Annotated in this window: 16 protein-coding genes; 7 read left to right on the top strand and 9 right to left on the bottom strand. The window is 70.8% G+C overall.

Annotated features, from left to right (window positions below):
* Nucleotides 1–59: 59 nt before the first annotated feature.
* The 4 genes from DY245_RS38440 to yczE all read right to left on the bottom strand — a co-directional run bounded on the left by DY245_RS38440 (nucleotide 60) and on the right by yczE (nucleotide 3,635).
* A complete protein-coding gene (locus tag DY245_RS38440) occupies nucleotides 60–437 on the bottom strand; it encodes an RNA polymerase-binding protein RbpA (protein WP_026170122.1) in 378 nt (125 codons plus the stop codon).
* A 256-nt stretch (nucleotides 438–693) separates the two neighbouring features.
* Nucleotides 694–2,064 (bottom strand): MFS transporter, encoded by a 1,371-nt coding sequence (locus DY245_RS38435; protein WP_425329499.1) that lies wholly within the window; start codon nucleotides 2,062–2,064, stop codon nucleotides 694–696.
* A 72-nt stretch (nucleotides 2,065–2,136) separates the two neighbouring features.
* Entirely contained in the window at nucleotides 2,137–2,946 is an 810-nt protein-coding gene (locus DY245_RS38430; protein ID WP_244943523.1) for a glycerophosphodiester phosphodiesterase family protein, read from the bottom strand.
* Nucleotides 2,943–3,635, bottom strand: coding sequence for a membrane protein YczE (gene yczE / locus DY245_RS38425; RefSeq protein WP_483409838.1), 693 nt, complete (start codon nucleotides 3,633–3,635; stop codon nucleotides 2,943–2,945). Before yczE ends, DY245_RS38430 begins: the two co-directional genes overlap by 4 nt.
* 110 nt (nucleotides 3,636–3,745) lie before the next feature.
* Between yczE and DY245_RS38420 the strand changes: the two genes are divergently transcribed.
* Nucleotides 3,746–5,251, top strand: a complete 1,506-nt coding sequence (locus DY245_RS38420) for an SCO1417 family PLP biosynthesis transcription factor (RefSeq protein ID WP_128511737.1) — start codon at nucleotides 3,746–3,748, stop codon at nucleotides 5,249–5,251.
* 90 nt (nucleotides 5,252–5,341) lie between these two features.
* On the opposite strand, the gene DY245_RS38415 is transcribed toward DY245_RS38420, so the two are convergent.
* A complete protein-coding gene (locus DY245_RS38415; protein WP_128511736.1) occupies nucleotides 5,342–7,057 on the bottom strand; it encodes a hypothetical protein in 1,716 nt (571 codons plus the stop codon).
* A gap of 162 nt (nucleotides 7,058–7,219) precedes the next feature.
* Nucleotides 7,220–7,414: a hypothetical protein gene (locus tag DY245_RS38410; RefSeq protein WP_018092434.1), complete on the bottom strand. Its 195-nt coding sequence runs from the start codon at nucleotides 7,412–7,414 to the stop codon at nucleotides 7,220–7,222.
* 193 nt (nucleotides 7,415–7,607) lie between these two features.
* Between DY245_RS38410 and DY245_RS38405 the strand changes: the two genes are divergently transcribed.
* Nucleotides 7,608–8,036, top strand: coding sequence for a YchJ family protein (locus DY245_RS38405; RefSeq protein ID WP_128511735.1), 429 nt, complete (start codon nucleotides 7,608–7,610; stop codon nucleotides 8,034–8,036).
* A gap of 74 nt (nucleotides 8,037–8,110) precedes the next feature.
* Here the strand turns inward: DY245_RS38405 and DY245_RS38400 are convergent, their stop codons facing one another.
* Both DY245_RS38400 and ku read right to left on the bottom strand, forming a co-directional pair.
* A complete protein-coding gene (locus DY245_RS38400) occupies nucleotides 8,111–8,485 on the bottom strand; it encodes an RNA-binding S4 domain-containing protein (RefSeq protein ID WP_128511734.1) in 375 nt (124 codons plus the stop codon).
* Nucleotides 8,486–8,521: 36 nt separating this feature from the next.
* Entirely contained in the window at nucleotides 8,522–9,640 is a 1,119-nt protein-coding gene (ku, locus tag DY245_RS38395) for a non-homologous end joining protein Ku (protein WP_128511733.1), read from the bottom strand.
* Between the two features lie 30 nt (nucleotides 9,641–9,670).
* Here ku and ligD point away from each other — a divergent pair, with 30 nt between their 5' ends.
* Entirely contained in the window at nucleotides 9,671–10,618 is a 948-nt protein-coding gene (ligD, locus tag DY245_RS38390) for a non-homologous end-joining DNA ligase (RefSeq protein ID WP_128511732.1), read from the top strand.
* Between the two features lie 216 nt (nucleotides 10,619–10,834).
* Nucleotides 10,835–12,403: a murein biosynthesis integral membrane protein MurJ gene (murJ, locus tag DY245_RS38385; protein WP_244943524.1), complete on the top strand. Its 1,569-nt coding sequence runs from the start codon at nucleotides 10,835–10,837 to the stop codon at nucleotides 12,401–12,403.
* A gap of 15 nt (nucleotides 12,404–12,418) precedes the next feature.
* On the opposite strand, the gene DY245_RS38380 is transcribed toward murJ, so the two are convergent.
* The gene (locus DY245_RS38380) at nucleotides 12,419–12,823 is read right to left on the bottom strand and encodes a hypothetical protein (RefSeq protein WP_128511730.1); all 405 of its coding nucleotides are present in this window, start codon (nucleotides 12,821–12,823) and stop codon (nucleotides 12,419–12,421) included.
* A 158-nt stretch (nucleotides 12,824–12,981) separates the two neighbouring features.
* Here DY245_RS38380 and DY245_RS38375 point away from each other — a divergent pair, with 158 nt between their 5' ends.
* From DY245_RS38375 to DY245_RS38365, 3 genes are all read left to right on the top strand, one after another.
* Nucleotides 12,982–13,608: a class I SAM-dependent methyltransferase gene (locus DY245_RS38375; protein WP_128511729.1), complete on the top strand. Its 627-nt coding sequence runs from the start codon at nucleotides 12,982–12,984 to the stop codon at nucleotides 13,606–13,608.
* 193 nt (nucleotides 13,609–13,801) lie between these two features.
* Nucleotides 13,802–15,043: an MFS transporter gene (locus tag DY245_RS38370; protein WP_128511728.1), complete on the top strand. Its 1,242-nt coding sequence runs from the start codon at nucleotides 13,802–13,804 to the stop codon at nucleotides 15,041–15,043.
* A 201-nt stretch (nucleotides 15,044–15,244) separates the two neighbouring features.
* Nucleotides 15,245–16,126 (top strand): endonuclease I family protein, encoded by an 882-nt coding sequence (locus DY245_RS38365; protein WP_244943522.1) that lies wholly within the window; start codon nucleotides 15,245–15,247, stop codon nucleotides 16,124–16,126.
* Nucleotides 16,127–16,187 lie beyond the last annotated feature (61 nt).

Below are 16,187 nucleotides of genomic sequence, written 5' to 3'. Positions count from 1 at the left end.
GGGGCCACTGCGAAGTGCAGTGGCCCCGGCCCTTGCGTGCTACTTGGCGCAGTCCGTTGTCAGGCGGACTTGCGGTTGCTGTCGCGCGGATGCACGGCAATGTTCATGGTGCCGGAGCGCAGGACGGCCAGCCGTTCGGCCAGTACCTCCTCGAGCTCCTCGCGGGTGCGCCGCTCCATGAGCATGTCCCAGTGCGTACGCGCGGGCTTACCCTTCTTCTCCTCGGGGCCGTCGCCATCCACCAGAAGAGAGGGTGCACCACATACCTTGCACTCCCACTCCGGCGGAATCTCGGCCTCAACCGAGAACGGCATCTCAAATCGATGTCCGTTCTGGCATGCGTACTCCACCGCCTGGCGCGGGGCCAGGTCGATGCCGCGGTCGGTCTCGTAGCTGGTCACCACGAGTCGCGTGCCGCGGAGAGCTCGCTCACTCATGAATCGTGCCTCCCGGGCTTGTCGCCCACAGGACAGGTGTCGCTGTCGTCGTCATCCGGTCAACGTCCGGTCGGCGGTGAAGATTCCCGTAATTGGGACATGCGTCGCCCGTCGTGCCGCCCCTTGTTGTACCCACCAGCGCCCGGTTTGTCACATCTGGCAGCAGATGTCACCCAGCGCCTTCCATCGTTGAGCGCGCAGTAACGGTCCGCCTGGTGAGCCAAAGGCGTACACTACCGGCCCGCACCCCCTGGGACTAAATCCGGTCAGGTACGGGATTTCCGGCCGCCGCGATCGCCCGCCCCACCGGCACCCTCGCCAACAGGACAAAACCGACCAAGAAGAACGCCACCAGCGACACGATCGCGTCCCGGTAGCTCCCGGTCAGCTGGTAGGCGACCCCGAACACCAGCGGCCCCAGCCAGCTCACGCCCCGGTCGCTCATCTCGTACGCGGAGAAGTACTCCGCCTCCTTGCCGCGCGGCACCAGATGCGAGAACAGCGAACGCGACAGCGCCTGGCTGCCGCCCAGGACCAGGCCGATGCCGACGGCCAGCACGAAGAACCACCCGGGCGCCTTCACGGGCAGGAAGGAGCCGGCCGAGATCGTCAGCGTCCAGGCCACCAGCGATCCCAGGATCGTGCGCCGGGCGCCGTAGTGCCGGGCCAGGCGTCCCATCAGCAGGGCGCCCACCGCGGCCAGCACCTGCACCAGCAGGATCGCCACGATCAGGGTCGTCTGGTCCAGCTTCAGCTCCTGGGAGCCGTAGACGGACGCCTGGGTGATCACCGTCTGCACCCCGTCGTTGTAGACGAGATAGGCCAGCAGGAAGGAGAGCGTGAGCGGGTGGCGGCGCATATCGCGCAGCGTCTCCCGCAGCTGCCGCCACCCCTGGCCGAGGACGGCGCCGCCGGCCCCGCCGGGCCCTGCTCCGCCCGCCGCCCGCCGGTCGCGCAGTCGCCGCAGCGGAATCACCGAGAACGCGCCCCACCACAGCCCCGCCGACGCCAGGCAGATCCGTACCGCGGTGCCCTCGGAGACGCCGAAGGAGTCGTGCCCGCTGTAGAGCACCAGATCGGCTATCAGGACCAGCGCCCCGGCCGCGTAGCCGAAGGCCCAGCCCCGGGAGGAGACCGCATCGCGTTCGTCGGGCCCGGCGATCTGCGGCAGAAAGGAGTTGTAGAGCATCATCGACACCACGAACGACACATTCGCGATGACCAGCAGCACCCCGCCGAGCAGATAGCGCTCGCCGCCCAGGAAGAACATCCCGGTCGTCGCCGCGGCGCCCGCGTACGCGCAGCAGCCCAGCAGCGGTTTCTTCCGGCCGGTCCGGTCGGCCAGCGCCCCGGCGACCGGCATCGCCAGCACCGACAGCAGCAGCGACGTCGAGACCGCGTACGCATAGAAGGAGCCCGCGCGCACCGGAATGCCCAGGGGGTGCACAAAGCCGTCCGCGTCCGCCGCGGCGTTCGCCACCGATGTCAGGTACGGCCCCAGGAACACCGACAGCACGGTCGTCGAGTAGACGCTGTTTGCCCAGTCGTACCAGTACCAGCCGCGCTGTTCGCGGCGCCGGCCGGCCGCCTCGTCCGTGGCCTCGGCCACTGCCTGTGCGCTCTCCACGCCCACCCCCGTCGTGTTGTCCCCGTCAGGCGCGGCGGACGGCCGAGGGGCACAGGGCGCCGAAGGCCCCTCTCATGCGCCCTGGACCCAGCACCCCCGCTCGGTCAGGACCGTGCGCAGCGTCTCGATGTGATCGGTCATGATGCCATCGACGCCAAGATCCAACAGCGCCCTCATCCGATCCGCGTCATTGATCGTCCAGACATGCACCTGCATGCCCAGCGCATGCGCGGCGCGCAGGAACAGCGGATCGACGACCGGGATGCCGGACTGCCGCTCGGGGACCTGTACGCAGATCGCGCTGCGCCGCACCGCCGCACCCAGCAGCCGGTCGAGCGGCAGCACCCCGCGGCCGTACGAGCGCATCCGCAGACCGGCCACGCCACGGGTGCCGAGCGAGCTCGCCATCCGCCCGCCGGCCAGCCGCTGCGCCCGCGCCACCCGGGCCTCCGAGAACGAGCCGACACACACCCGGTCCCAGGCGTTGGTGCGGCGCAGCAGATCGAGCAGCGGCGCCAGCGCGGCGTCCGCCTTGAGGTCGACGTTCCAGCGCGCCGCGGGGAACTCCTCCAGCAGCTCCTCGAACAGCGGCAGCGGCTCCCGGCCGCCTACCCGGGCCTGGCGCACCGCCCGCCACGGAAGCTGCGCGATCGCGCCGCGGGTGTCGGTGACGCGGTCGAGGGTCGCGTCGTGGAAGGCGACCAGCTGTCCGTCCGAGGTGGCATGCACATCGGTCTCCAGATAGCGGTAGCCGAGGTCGACCGCGCGGCGGAAGGCGGTGGAGGTGTTCTCCAGGCCGTCCGCGGCCCCGCCCCGGTGGGCGAAGGGGAGCGGAGTGGGGTGGTCGAGATAGGCGTGGCGGATGCGTATCGCTGGGGTCACTCCGGCAGTATTGCGCGCTCAGGTGAAGGCACTCCGCCGGCCACCACCCGGGACGGCTGCTCGGGCAGGCCCTTGATCGCGAAGCGGCGCAGAAAGAACTGCGCCATCGGCCCGATGGCCAGCGCATAGACCACCGTGCCGGCCCCGACAGACCCGCCGAGCAGGAAGCCGGCCGCGAGCACCGTCACCTCGATGCAGGTCCGCACCAGGCGCACGGGGCGTCCGGTCCGCTGGTGCAGCCCGGTCATCAGACCGTCGCGCGGCCCCGCGCCGAAGCGGGCGGAGAGGTACAGGCCGGTCGCCACGCCGTTGAGGAGGACGGCGAACGCCAGCAGCGGAATACGGGCACCGAGCGAGTCGAGCTCCGGCACCCAGGCCAGTGTGGCGTCCATCACCGCCCCGAGGATCACCACGTTCGACACCGTGCCCAGGCCGGGGCGCTGGCGCAGCGGGATCCACAGCAGCAGGATCAGCGCGCCGGACACGATGGTGACGGTGCCGATCGACAGCCCCGTATGACGGGATATGCCCTGGTTCAGCACGCTCCAGGGCTCCAGGCCCAGCTCGGCGCGCAGCATCAGCCCCATGCTCACGCCGTACAGCGTCAGTCCCGTATAGAGCTGAACCAGCCGGCGCGCCAGCAGTCCCCTCCGCGGGCCGACTTCCCTTGTTGTGGAAACGGGCCTGATTATTGACACGACTTTTCCCCCTCCTGGCAGGATTGGACCGACGCATGACACCATGTGGCGTGTCCCGGCTCGGGAAGTAGAGCCAATTCGGGGAAGGTGGACTGATCTTCATGGCTCAGTGGACTTCAGCGGTAGGTGCGCCCCAACTCGCCCGGCTGCTCCGGTCGCAGGACCCGCGAGCCGCCGAACTCGCCGTTGGCGGCCGAAAGTTGCCCGCCTACCGCAGCCTCGCCGACGGCGTACGCCTCCTCGTACTGGAAGGCCGGGTGCCGGTCGCCGCCCGGCTCCCCGCCGAGCGTGAGCTGGCCGCCGCCTTCGGCGTCAGCCGCACCACCGTCGCCGCCGCCTACGAGGCGCTGCGCGCCGAGGGGTTCCTGGAGTCCCGGCGCGGCTCCGGCAGCTGGACCGCCGTCCCGGCCAGCAACCCACTGCCCACCCGTGGCCTGGAACCGCTGCCCCCCGAGGCCGCCGGCTCCATGATCGACCTCGGCTGCGCCGCCCTCCCGGCCCCCGAACCCTGGCTCACCCGCGCCGTCCAGGGCGCGATGGCCGGCCTCCCGCTCTACGCCCACACCCACGGCGACTACCCCGCCGGCCTGCCCGTACTGCGCCAGGCCCTCGCCGAGCGCTACACCGCCCGCGGTATCCCCACCATGCCCGAACAGATCATGGTGACCACGGGCGCGATGGGCGCCGTCGCCGCGATCTGCCGCCTGTGTACGAGCCCCGGCGAGCGGGTGGCCGTCGACTCCCCGTCCTACGCCAACATCCTCCAGCTGATGCGGGACGCCGGTGCCCGGCTCGTCCCGGTCGCCCTCGGCGAGCGGCTGGCCGGCTGGGACATCCCGGCCTGGCGCCAGGTCATGCGCGACGCCGCCCCGCGTATGGCGTATGTCGTCGCCGACTTCCACAACCCCACCGGCACCCTCGCCACCGAGGAGCAGCGCCGCCGCCTGGTCGATGCCGCGCGGTCGGCCGGCACACTCCTCGTCGTCGACGAGACCATGACCGAGCTCCAGCTGGACGAGGACGCCGAACCGCCCCGCCCGGTCTGCGCGTTCGACCCCGCGGGCAGCGCCGTGATCACCGTCGGCTCGGCGAGCAAGGCGTTCTGGGCCGGGATGCGGATCGGCTGGGTGCGCGCCGCGCCCGACATCATCCGCAGCCTGGTCGCCGCCCGCGCCTACTCCGACCTGGGCTCGCCGGTCCTGGAGCAGCTCGCCATCGCCTCGCTCCTGGAGAACGGCGGCTGGGAACAGGCCATCGGCATCCGCCGCGACCAGGCCCGCGAGAACCGCGATGCGATCGTCGCCGCACTCCGCCGGCACCTCCCCGACTGGGAGTTCAGCGTCCCCCGCGGCGGTCTCACGCTGTGGGCGCGTACCGGCGGACTCTCCGGCTCCCGGATCGCGGAGGCGGGGGAGCGGCTCGGGGTGCGGGTGCCCTCCGGCCCGCGGTTCGGCGTGGACGGCGCCTTCGAGGGCTTTGTGCGGCTGCCGTTCACGGTCAACGGAGCGGTCGCCGACGAGGCCGCGGTCCGGCTGGCCGGCGCCGCGCGACTGGTCGCGACGGGCGCACCGGCGGAGGCGGAGCTGCGGCATTCGTTTGTCGCCTGACGGTTGGTCAGGAGACGGATGGCGGATGCGGGTCCGTGGGCCGTACGCGGGTCCGTCGGCCGTACGGTCCCTCACCCGTGCCCTCCACCCTCACCCCTCCGCGCGAACGACCTCCACCGAGCCGTTCACCACACGGGATTCTCCGCCCTTGACGGTCGACACCCGGGTGGTCGCGCCCACCGGCTCGGCAGCGGGTTTCGCCGCATCGGGGGGCGGCTCCGCCTCGGCCACCGCGGGCTCGTCGTCCGCCGTGGCGGGCGCCTCCGCATCGACCGGAACGGTGCGCTCCGGCAGCAGCGCCAGCACCGCCCGCCGCTGTACCTCGCTCGTCGCACTGTCGAGCGGGTCGGGCGTGGCGGGCACTTGGAGCCGCAGCACCGGCCCGGTCCCCAGCCGCGCATAGCCGCGCCCCGGCGGCACGCTCGCCGTCGGCGTGGTGTGCGGCGGTGCCCCGAGCACCGCCCGTACCTCCTCCACGGTGGCCGGGCCGAGCACCACCCGCGCCTTGGTGTGCGCCCGCACCGGATCGCTCAGCAGCTCGGCGCTCTCGAACTGGTCGGCCACGACCACCGTCACATGGGCCGCCCGGCCGTGCCGCAGCGGTACCTGGAGCCACCGCTGCGGATCGTCCCGTCCCTCCGCGACCGCGACATGGGCCAGCGCGGTCGGACGGTCCGCGATGATCCACAGCGGCCGCCGGGTGTCGTCCGGCGCGGGCCGGCCGGCCTGCCGCGCCCGGTTCGCCGCGATCAGCCGCCGCTCGGTCTCGTGCGAGGCCCACTCCAGCGTCGCCAGCGCCCCGGCCAGTCCGCACTCCACCCCGAGCACGCCACGACGCCCGGCCAGGCACCCGAACTCGCCGGTGCCGCTGCCGTCGATGACCAGCACATCGCCGTGGTGCAGCGCCTGTAGCGCGATCGAGCGCAGCAGCGTCGTGGAGCCGGTCCCCGGCTGCCCCAGGACGAGCAGATGCGGCTCCGTGGAGCGCTGCCCCGTACGCCACACCACCGGCGGCACATCCCGCGGCTCCTCCCCGCCGGCGACCGGCAGGGTCCGCTGTACGGAATCCGGGTCGGTGAAGCCGAGCACCGTCTCGCCCGGCGCGGTGACGAAGCGCTGCGCGGCGATATCGGTGGGCAGCGCGCCCAGGACGGTCAGGGTCAGCTGGTTGGCCAGTTCGTCCCAGGCGAAGTGGTACTCCCGGCCGCGGCCGGCCTTGGCGTACAGCACCTGCTCGATGCGGGCCCGGGACCGGTCCTCACCGTCGGTGAAGTACGCCGGGTACTTCAGCTGCAGACGTTCCAGCCGCCCGCTGTCGTCGAAGGCGTACGCGCCGAAGGCCTGCTCCCAGTCGCCGTCGTGCGCGTACAGAGGGCTGGGGTCACCCTCGACGGAGAGGTACGGCACCAGCGCCTCGTAGAGCGCCCGCAGCCGCTCGGTCTCGGCCTCGGTGGGGCCGGTCTCCACGGTGGTGCGCTCCCGGCCCGCCCATGCCCCCGCACCCATCACCGCGATCAGGGCGAGCAGCGGCCCGTACGGCACCAGAGCCACGATCACCACGCACCCGGCCACGAAGACGAGCATCGGACCGCGGTGCTCCTTGGGCGTCCGGGCCCAGCGTCCCCGGCCGGCCGCCGCCAGCCGGCGCAGTCCCCGGCCGATGGTGATCAGCGGATGGAACACATCGGAGGCGCTGTCGGCGGCGGTACGCGCGAGTTCGCGGCCGCGGGCGAGCGGCGCGCTGTTGGCCATACGGGCGATCGGTGCGCTGTCGGTCAGGATGCGGGGCAAGGGGCGCCGGGCCACGTCTTCTCCTGTTGCTCGTGCGGTCGTCGGGGGCTCGGCGTGGGCGGCGAGCCGGGGGCGTGCAGCGCACGGAGCCGCCCGGACGGGGCGTGGTGCGGCCCGTTCGGGCGGGGACCGTGGAGGTGCGCCGGATGAGGTCGTCGGGCGGGTCAAGTGCCTGCCCTAGATCTTGATCCCCCCGAGGAGACTGGCCAGGCTCGCCCCGCCGGCCTTGATGCTCGGCGCGATGGCGGAGCTGGCGAGGTAGAACCCGAAGAGCGCGGAGACCAGGGCGTGGGACAACTTCAGGCCGTCTTTGCGGAAGAAGAGGAAGACGATGACACCGAGCAGGACGACGCCGGAAATGGACAGAATCATGAGGTTCTCTCCTGGGTGGTGGGGACGGTCACCGTGAGTTCTTCCAGCCTCACAGCACGAATCAAGCCACCAAAAGCTGCAAATGGGTGATTTATCGTTGAAATTCCCCAAATGGGTGCAGCTCCAGGGCGTGCCGCTCCGGCGTGTGGTCGGCGTGTCGTGGCCCGCCCCCGCCGACCGGCACAATCGTGGGGTGTCCAAGCCGAAGAACAAGCCGCGCCGCCCGGCCGCGGTCACCCCCACCTCGCCCTGCCCCTGCGGACGCGCCGAGGCCTACCGCGACTGCTGTGCCCCCTTCCACGAGGGCCGCGCCGCCGCCCCGACCGCGGAGCGGCTGATGCGCTCGCGCTACAGCGCCTTCGCCGTCGGTGACACCGGCTATCTGCTGCGCACCTGGCACCCGTCGACCCGCCCCGGCAGCCTCGCTCTCGAACCGGCGCAGCGGTGGACCGGGCTGGACATCCTCGGCACGACCGGGGGCAGCGCCTTCCACGCCGAGGGCACGGTGGAGTTCCGCGCGCACTACAGCCTGCACGGGCACGCCGACAGCCAGTACGAGAACAGCCGCTTCGTCCGCGAGAACGGCCAGTGGGTGTATCTGGACGCGCTGCCCGCCGCGTAGGACTGCCGGCCGCATGGGCCCGCCCGCTGACTGCCGGACGCCCGGCCTCCGGCAGTCAGCGGGCCCGGTTCGGCTCAGTGGCCGCGCAGCTGATCGATCTCGCGGCGGTCACGCTTGGTGGGGCGCCCGGTGCCGCGGTCGCGATGGGCGATCACCGGGATCTCCTCGCGCGGCGGGGCCGGCGGGCTGTTGTCGATGAAGCACTCGGCGGCGATCACCGCGCCCACCCGCTTGCGGACCAGCCGCGAGACCACCACGATCCGCTCCCGGCCATCGTGCCGCAGCCGCACCTCGTCGCCGTTGCGCACGGCATGGGCCGGCTTCACCCGTTCGCCGTTGACCCGTACGTGCCCCGCGCGGCAGGCCGCCGCGGCCAGCGAACGGGTCTTGGTGAGCCGTACGGACCAGATCCAGCTGTCGATGCGGGTGGTCCCCTCGTCTGAAGCCATACCCAGACTCTAGAACGGGCGAGCAGGCGCGAGACGCTAGGCGGACGACTGCTTGCCCGACTTCTTCGCCGTAGTTCTCTTCGCGGTTGCCGTCGCGGTTGCCGTCGCCGTTGTCTTCGAGGTCGTCTTGGTGGACTTCTCCGCCGTTGTCTTCGCGGTCTTTTTCGCGCGGGACTCCGCCGGGGTCTTCGCGGTGCTCTTCGACGCGGTCTTCTTGGCCGTCGAGGCGGTCTTCGGCGCGGACGCCGTCTTCTTCGCGGGGGCCTTCTTTGCCGTGGTCTTGGCCGTGGTCTTCGCCTCGGCCGCGGTGGTCTTCTTCGTCGTCTTCCGCCCCCGTATGGGGGTCACGGACGCCGATGCCGACTCCGCGCCGCCCTCCTGCGTCCCCCGCGCCGCCCGCACGCTCTTCTCCAGGGCCGCCGTCAGATCGATGACCTGGGCGCCGGACGTGCCGGTCGCGGGGGCGACCGGCTCCTCGCCCTCCAGCTTGGCGGCGACCAGCTCCTCGACGGCCTCGCGGTAGTCGTCGTGGAGTTCGCCGGGGTCCAGCTCGCCGAGGGAGTCCATCAGGGTCTCGGCCAGCGTCAGCTCCTTCTCGCGGATCTCGACCTCTTCGGGCACGACACCGTTGGCGGGCCGGAGCTGATCGGGCCACAGCAGCGAATGCATCACGATCGCCCCGTCGTGCGCCCGCAGCATCGCCAGCGACTCCCGCCCCCGCATCGCCACCTTGCCGATCGCGACCTTCTGATGGTGCTCCAGCGCCTCCCGCAGCAGCGTGTACGGCTTGGTGGCGGCCGCCCCGTTGGGGCCCAGGTAGTAGGACTTGTCCAGCTGGAGGGGGTCGATCTCGGCGGGGTCGACGAACGCCAGGATCGACAGCGTCTTGGCGGTCGGCAGCGGCAGCCGCGACAGATCGTCGTCGGTGATCGGCACGATGGCGTCGTCGCCCGGCGCCTGATAGCCCTTGCCGACCTCCTCGTTCGGGACCTCCTCGCCGTCCAGCTCGCAGATCTTCCGGTACTGGATCTGCGCGCCGTCCTTCTCATGAATGCGTACGAACGAGACCGACGAGGTGCGGTCGGTGGCGCTGTACGTCTTCACGGGGATGGTGACCAGGCCGAACGATATGGACCCATTCCAAATAGAACGCATATTTCATCCCTTGTGTGGGATTCTCATCGTATGTCGCCGATCACCGTCGTGGAGGGGCGGCGCCTCTCGCTGACCAACCTGGACAAGGTCCTCTATCCCGAGACCGGCACCACCAAGGGGGAGGTGCTGCACTACTGGACCACCACCGCAGGCGCGCTGCTCGCGCACCTCCACGACCGGCCGCTGTCCTTCCTGCGCTACCCCGACGGGCCGGACGGCCAGCTCTTCTTCACCAAGAACGTGCCGCCCGGCACCCCCTCCTGGGTGAAGACCTGTGAGGTCCCCCATTCGACGTCGGGGCCCACCCGGCAGGTCCTGCTACAGGACCTGCCCTCGCTGGTCTGGGCCGCGAACCTGGTCGTCGAGCTGCACACCCCGCAGTGGACGCGGCACGCGCCGGGGATCGCCGACCGCCTCGTCCTCGACCTGGACCCCGGCGCCCCGGCCACCATCGTGGAGTGCTGCGCCGCGGCACAGTGGCTGCACGACCGGCTGGCGGCGGACGGCCTGGACGTCTACGCCAAGACCAGCGGCTCCAAGGGCCTGCACCTCATCGTGCCCATCGAGCCCACCCCCTCCGAGCGGACCACCGCCTACGCCAAGACCCTCGCCGTCGAGGCCGCGGCGGCCCTCCCGGACCTCGTCGTACACAAGATGACCAAGGCACTGCGCCCCGGCAAGGTCTTCATCGACTTCTCCCAGAACGCCGCCGCCAAGACCACCGCCGTCGCCTACACACTGCGCGCCCGCGCCACCCCCACCGTCTCCACCCCCGTCACCTGGGACGAGATCGCCGACTGCACCGACCCGGAGCAACTCACCTTCCTCTTCAGCGATATCGCCCCCCGCTGCGCCCGCCACGGTGACCTGCTCGCCCCGCTGCTCGACCCGGACCGCGCCCGCCCGCTGCCCGGCGCAGCCTCTTCCGGTGCGCCCGCGGCGCCCGATCGGCCCAGTTCCGCCCGGGGTTCGACGTAGATTGACGGCATGTTGGAGGGGACACCACACGCATCACACGACACGCTGCCGCTGCGCGTGCCGGACGGGCACCTGGCCGGGCAGATATTCGACGACGGCCCGCCGCCCGGCCGTGAGCGGGAACCGGCAGAGGGGACACCGCCCCCGGGGCGGCGTCGCCACGCCGCGCGCAGAAAGGACGGCAAGGGCGGCGGCCTGCTGCGCTCCTCGCTCCTGATGGCGCTGGGAACCGTGGTCTCCCGGGGCACGGGACTGATCCGGCAGGTGCTCCAGGCGGGCGCGCTCGGCACCGGCCTGCTCGCCACCACGTACAACACCGCCAATGTCGTCCCGATGAGCATCTACACCCTGCTGATCGGCGGCGCGCTGAACTCGGTGCTGGTGCCGCAGCTGGTCCGCGCCAGGGCCGAGCACGCGGACGGCGGCCGCGCCTACGAACAGCGGCTGGTCACCCTCGTCCTGAGCGTGCTCGCGGTCGGCACCCTGCTCTCGGTCTGGGCCGCGCCGCAGATCGTCGCCGTCTACACGCCCGACACCCCCAAGACCCACGCCGCCTTCGAACTCACCGTGGTCTTCGCCCGCTTCCTGCTCCCGCAGATCTTCTTCTACGGACTGTTCTTCATCCTCGGCCAAGTCCTCAACGCCCGGAGCAAGTTCGGCGCGATGATGTGGACGCCGGTCCTCAACAACTTCGTGCTGATCGCGATGTTCGGCATCTACGTGGGCCTGCTGGCCGGCCCGGACCGTATCGAGGACATCACCCCCGGCCAGATCGACCTGCTGGGCTTCGCCACCACCGGCGGCATCGCCGTACAAGGCCTGGCCCTGATCCCGTTCGTACGCGCCGCCGGCTTCCGCTTCCGGCCGCGCTTCGACTGGCGCGGCACCGGCCTGCGCAAGAGCATCGCGGCCGCCCGCTGGACCCTGCTGTTCGTGCTCGCCAACCTGGCCGCGATGACCGTCGTCACCCACTACGCCAACGCCGCGGACCAGCAACTGCCCACCGCGGGCGTGGGATACACCGCCTACAGCTACGCCCAGACCATCTGGATGCTGCCGCAGTCGATCGTCACCGTCTCGCTGGTGACGGCGCTGCTGCCGCGGATGAGCCGGGCGGTCACCGAACACCGACTGGACGATCTGCGCAACGACCTCTCCCGGGCGCTGCGCATCAGCGGCGTCATCATCGTCCCGGCGGCCTTCTTCTTCCTCGCCTTCGGTCCGCAGACCGCCCAACTGCTGTTCGCGCACGGCACGGTGGACGTCGCCTCGGCCGCGCCCGCCGGACATATGCTCCAGGCCTTCGGGCTCGGCCTGATCCCGTTCTCTGCCCAGTACCTGCTGCTGCGCGGCTTCTACGCCTTCGAGGACACCCGTACGCCGTTCTGGATGGCCTTCTGGATCAGCGCCGTCAACATCGCCCTGGCCACCGCGTGCCATCTGCTGCTGCCGGCCCGCTGGTCGGTCACCGCGATGGCCGGCGCCTACACCGTCGCGTACGGAATCGGGCTGCTGGTCACCGCGCTGCTGCTGCGCCGGCGACTGTCCGGACGCCTCGACGGCCGGCGCCTGTGCCGTACCTACGGCAAGCTGACCGCGTCCGCCGCCATCGCCGGGGCGGTCGGCTGGCTCGCGGCCCGGGCCTGCACCGGCGTGCCCGTGTCGGCGGGCTGGACCCCGGCGCTGGCCCTGGCCGCCGGCGGCCTCACCATGGCCCTGATCTTCCTCGGCCTGGCCCGCGCCCTGAAGATCGGTGAACTGCGCAGCCTGCCCGGTCTGCGGTGACCGGCGAGGGCTCGTTCAGACCGCGTGGGGCCGCGGCCACGACGTCCGCGCGGCGGCCCCGATCCAGTCGATGACGGCACGGACGGCGGCGTCGCTCAGGCCCGTCAGCTCCGCCACCGCGGCCGCGTCCCCGTCCGCCGGCGCGACACCGGCCGCGGTGAGCGCGGCCTGGATGTCCAGCCGCCGGCGATCGGGCAGGGCCACGGGCGCCTGCAGCCGGTCCTCGGGGCGCGGGGGAGGGAGCGGCCGGTCATGGGGGTGGGTCGGCCCGAGAGGCAGCCGGTCCTCCGGGCGGGGCGGCGGGAGGAGGAGATCCGTGGCGAACGCGCAGGTGTTGAGGCGGTCCTCGGCGCGCGGGGGAGCCAGCACATAATCCGGCACCGCGCCGTACGGCGGGGGAGCGGGGCAGTACAGCGACATCGGGGCCTCCACAACTCGCGGTCGAAGGGTTCGGGGAATTCGACGAAGAAGAAGGTGTCAGGTGTTCGGAAGCCTGCCGTGCCCTTTCGGTTGCGAGGAGGGCGAGGGTTCACCCGATAGGACGCACAGCGGGCTGCGCGCCCCTTTAGGCTTGCCGGATGTCTCCCTCTGACGGATCGCCGGACCCGTACTGGAATCACAATGTGCACTACCACCGGCTGGTGCTCGACGCCGTGCCGGACGGCTGTGCGCGGGCGCTGGACATCGGATGCGGCGACGGTCTGCTGGTCCGCAAGCTGGCCGGTCGGATCCAAGAGGTGACCGGCGTGGACCGGTCGGCGGAGATGATCCGGCTGGCCCGCGAGGGCGGCGCACAGGTCCCGAACGCCACGTTCGTCGAGGCGGACTTCATGACGGCGGACGGCGTCGCGGCCGGCGGCCATGACCTCATCACCGCCGTGGCCGTCATCCACCATCTGGACTTCGTGGCCGCGGCCGGCCGGATGGCCGAGCTGCTCGCGCCCGGCGGCCGGCTCGTGATCGTTGGCCTGGCGAGCAACGGGACGCCGCTGGACTGGATCATCAGCGGTGCGGGCGTACCCGCCGCCCGGATTCTGGCCCGGCGCCGAGGCGGCAAGAGCGGACCGCCGGGGATGCCGATCGAGGACACGGACATGACATGGCGTGAGGTCCGGCGCGCGGCGCGCGACTGTCTGCCGGGCAGCCGCTTCCGCCGCCATCTGCTGTGGCGCTATTCGCTGGTGTGGGACAAACCGCGTTCCTGAGCGTGGCCGTCGGCCTGCCTGAGGGGGCTTCGAGCTTGCACCCATGGTTTTGGAACGGTCGGTCCAAAGTGTTGTAGAGTCCTCGACGCAGGTGGGGGCGGCGTGTCCGACCCGGTGCATCACCCCTGGATATCGGGGGATTTCGCCTGCCCGCATATTGGAACGATCGGTTGCGAAAAGGGAGGGCCGAGTCATGCCGCGCGCGGTGTATCTGCTGGCCATGGGCATCTTCGCCATGGTGACCAGCGAGTTCGTGGTTGCCGGGCTGATGCCGCAGATGGCTGCGGGGCTGGCGGTGAGCATCCCGCGGATCGGCTATCTCATCACCGCCTTCGCCGTGGCCATGGCGGCCGGCGGGCCGTTCCTTACCGTCGCGATGCTGAAGCTCCGACAGAAAACGGCCCTGATGGCGCTGTTCGGAATATTCCTGGCGGGCAATGTGCTGGCCGCTCTCGCGCCGGACTACGGGGTCATGCTGGCGGCGCGGATCGTCACCGGGGTCGCCTCGCAGGCATTCTTCGGAGTGGCGATTTCGCTCTGCGTCCAGCTGACCCGGCCGGAGGTCCGCGGCCGCGCCATCGCACTGGCCATGAACGGGCTGATGCTCGGCACTCTGCTGGGCCTTCCGCTGTCGACGATTGTCGGTGAACGTTTCGGCTGGCGGGTGGCGTTCTGGGTCATTTCGGGGATCACGGTGCTTGCCGCGCTCGCCACACTTGCCGGAGTGCCCCGGCTGGGACGCGCCGAGGGTGGTGGCGGCGTCCGGGAGGAACTCGTCGCCTTCAAAAATCCCCGGCTGTGGCTGGCGCTGTCCACCAGCACACTGATCATCGGCGCGACGTTCTCCGCGTTCAGCTATTTCCATCCGATTCTCACCGAGGTCACCGGATTCCGCGCGGACACCGTTCCGCTGCTGCTTATCGGATACGGTGCCGCGACCGTCCTCGGCAACACCGTCGTCGGGCGGCTGGCCGACCGGCACGCGGTTGCCGTCCAACTCGTCGGCCTGGCACTGAATTTCCTCTTTCTCGTCGGGTTCGCCGTGTTCGCCCACCTCGCCGTGCCGGCGGTGATGCTGATGACGGGGATCGGTCTGGTCGGTGTCACGATGAATCCGGCCATGGCCACGCGCGTACAACGCACCGGAAATGCACGGCCGTTGGTGAATACGGTGCACTCCTCCTTCATCACCCTCGGTGTCATCGTCGGTTCCTCGGTCGGCGGTCTGGCGATCAACTCCTTTGGATTCCGGGCGCCGTTGTGGGTCGGCGCCGCGCTGGCCGTCATCGGGATCGGCACCCTGGTGCCGGACCTCCTCCGCCGCTCCGGTGCGGCATCGGCGGCGGTGCCGGATGTGGTCGACCTGGAGCCGGAGCCGGAACCGGTTGCCGCCCCGGCTGCCGACCCGAAATACCTGTGTACGGCCCGCTCCTGACGGCGGATCGATCGCGGTGCCGCGGTTTCGGGGGAATTCGGTAGTTGCCACGGGGTGGACACATAATCCTTCCCTCGTGTTCACACTGTGGTGATTACCGCGATGGAAAGCTTCCTGCGGCCGTATTCCCAACGGCCGGCGCCGGCCGTGCCCCACACATTTCACGGCACGGTGCCACAATTCGGGGAGAGGACACCCTTCGTGGACAACATCCGCGTAACCCGCCGCGGGCGCACCGCGCTGGCCATCGCCGTAGGAACGGTATGCGTGGCGGTGGCTGCACAGATCCCGGCCAGTGCGACCGCCGCCCCGGCCGCACACCACGGATCCGGCACCGCGTCCATAGCTCAGCGTGCGTCCATATCCGTCGGCGCATTTGACGACACGGCATATGACGACACGTACTACAAAGACGCCATAGGCAAGACCGGCCAGGCGCTCAAGGATTCGCTGCACCGGATCATCAGCAGCACCCAGACCGGAAAGCTGACGTACTCCCAGGTCTGGGACGCCCTCAAGAACACCGACGAGGACCCGGCCAACAGCGCGAACGTCATTCTGCTGTATTCCGGGCGTTCGCAGAGCAAGAACTCCAACGGCGGCAATCCGGACGACTGGAATCGTGAGCACGTCTGGGCGAAGTCCCATGGCGACTTCGGTACCGCCACCGGACCCGGAACCGACATCCACCATCTGCGCCCGGCGGATGTGTCCGTCAACAGCACCCGGGGCAACAAGGACTTCGACGACGGCGGTACGGAGGTCGGCGAGGCGCCGGGCAACTACACCGACGGCGACTCCTTCGAGCCCCGCGACGCGGACAAGGGCGATGTCGCCCGCATGATCCTCTACATGGCCGTCCGCTATGACGGCGACGACGGATTCCCCGACCTGGAGCCCAACGACAAGGTCGACAACGGCTCCCAGCCGTACATCGGCCGGCTCTCGGTCCTCAAGGAGTGGAGCAAGCAGGACCCGCCGTCCGCCTTCGAACAGCACCGTAACCAGGTGATATTCGACAAGTACCAGCACAACCGGAACCCGTTCATCGACCACCCGGAGTGGGTCGACCAGATCTGGTAGCCGGCATCCGGCCGGCGGGCCGGGCGCGGCGGGTCATTTCCGCCGGGCCCGGCCCGCCGCG

It is taken from the genome of Streptomyces inhibens (assembly GCF_003389455.1).
Classification (GTDB): domain Bacteria; phylum Actinomycetota; class Actinomycetes; order Streptomycetales; family Streptomycetaceae; genus Streptomyces; species Streptomyces inhibens.
The sequence above is the reverse complement of the archived record's forward strand: the minus strand, read 5'-3'. Positions and strand labels throughout refer to the sequence as shown.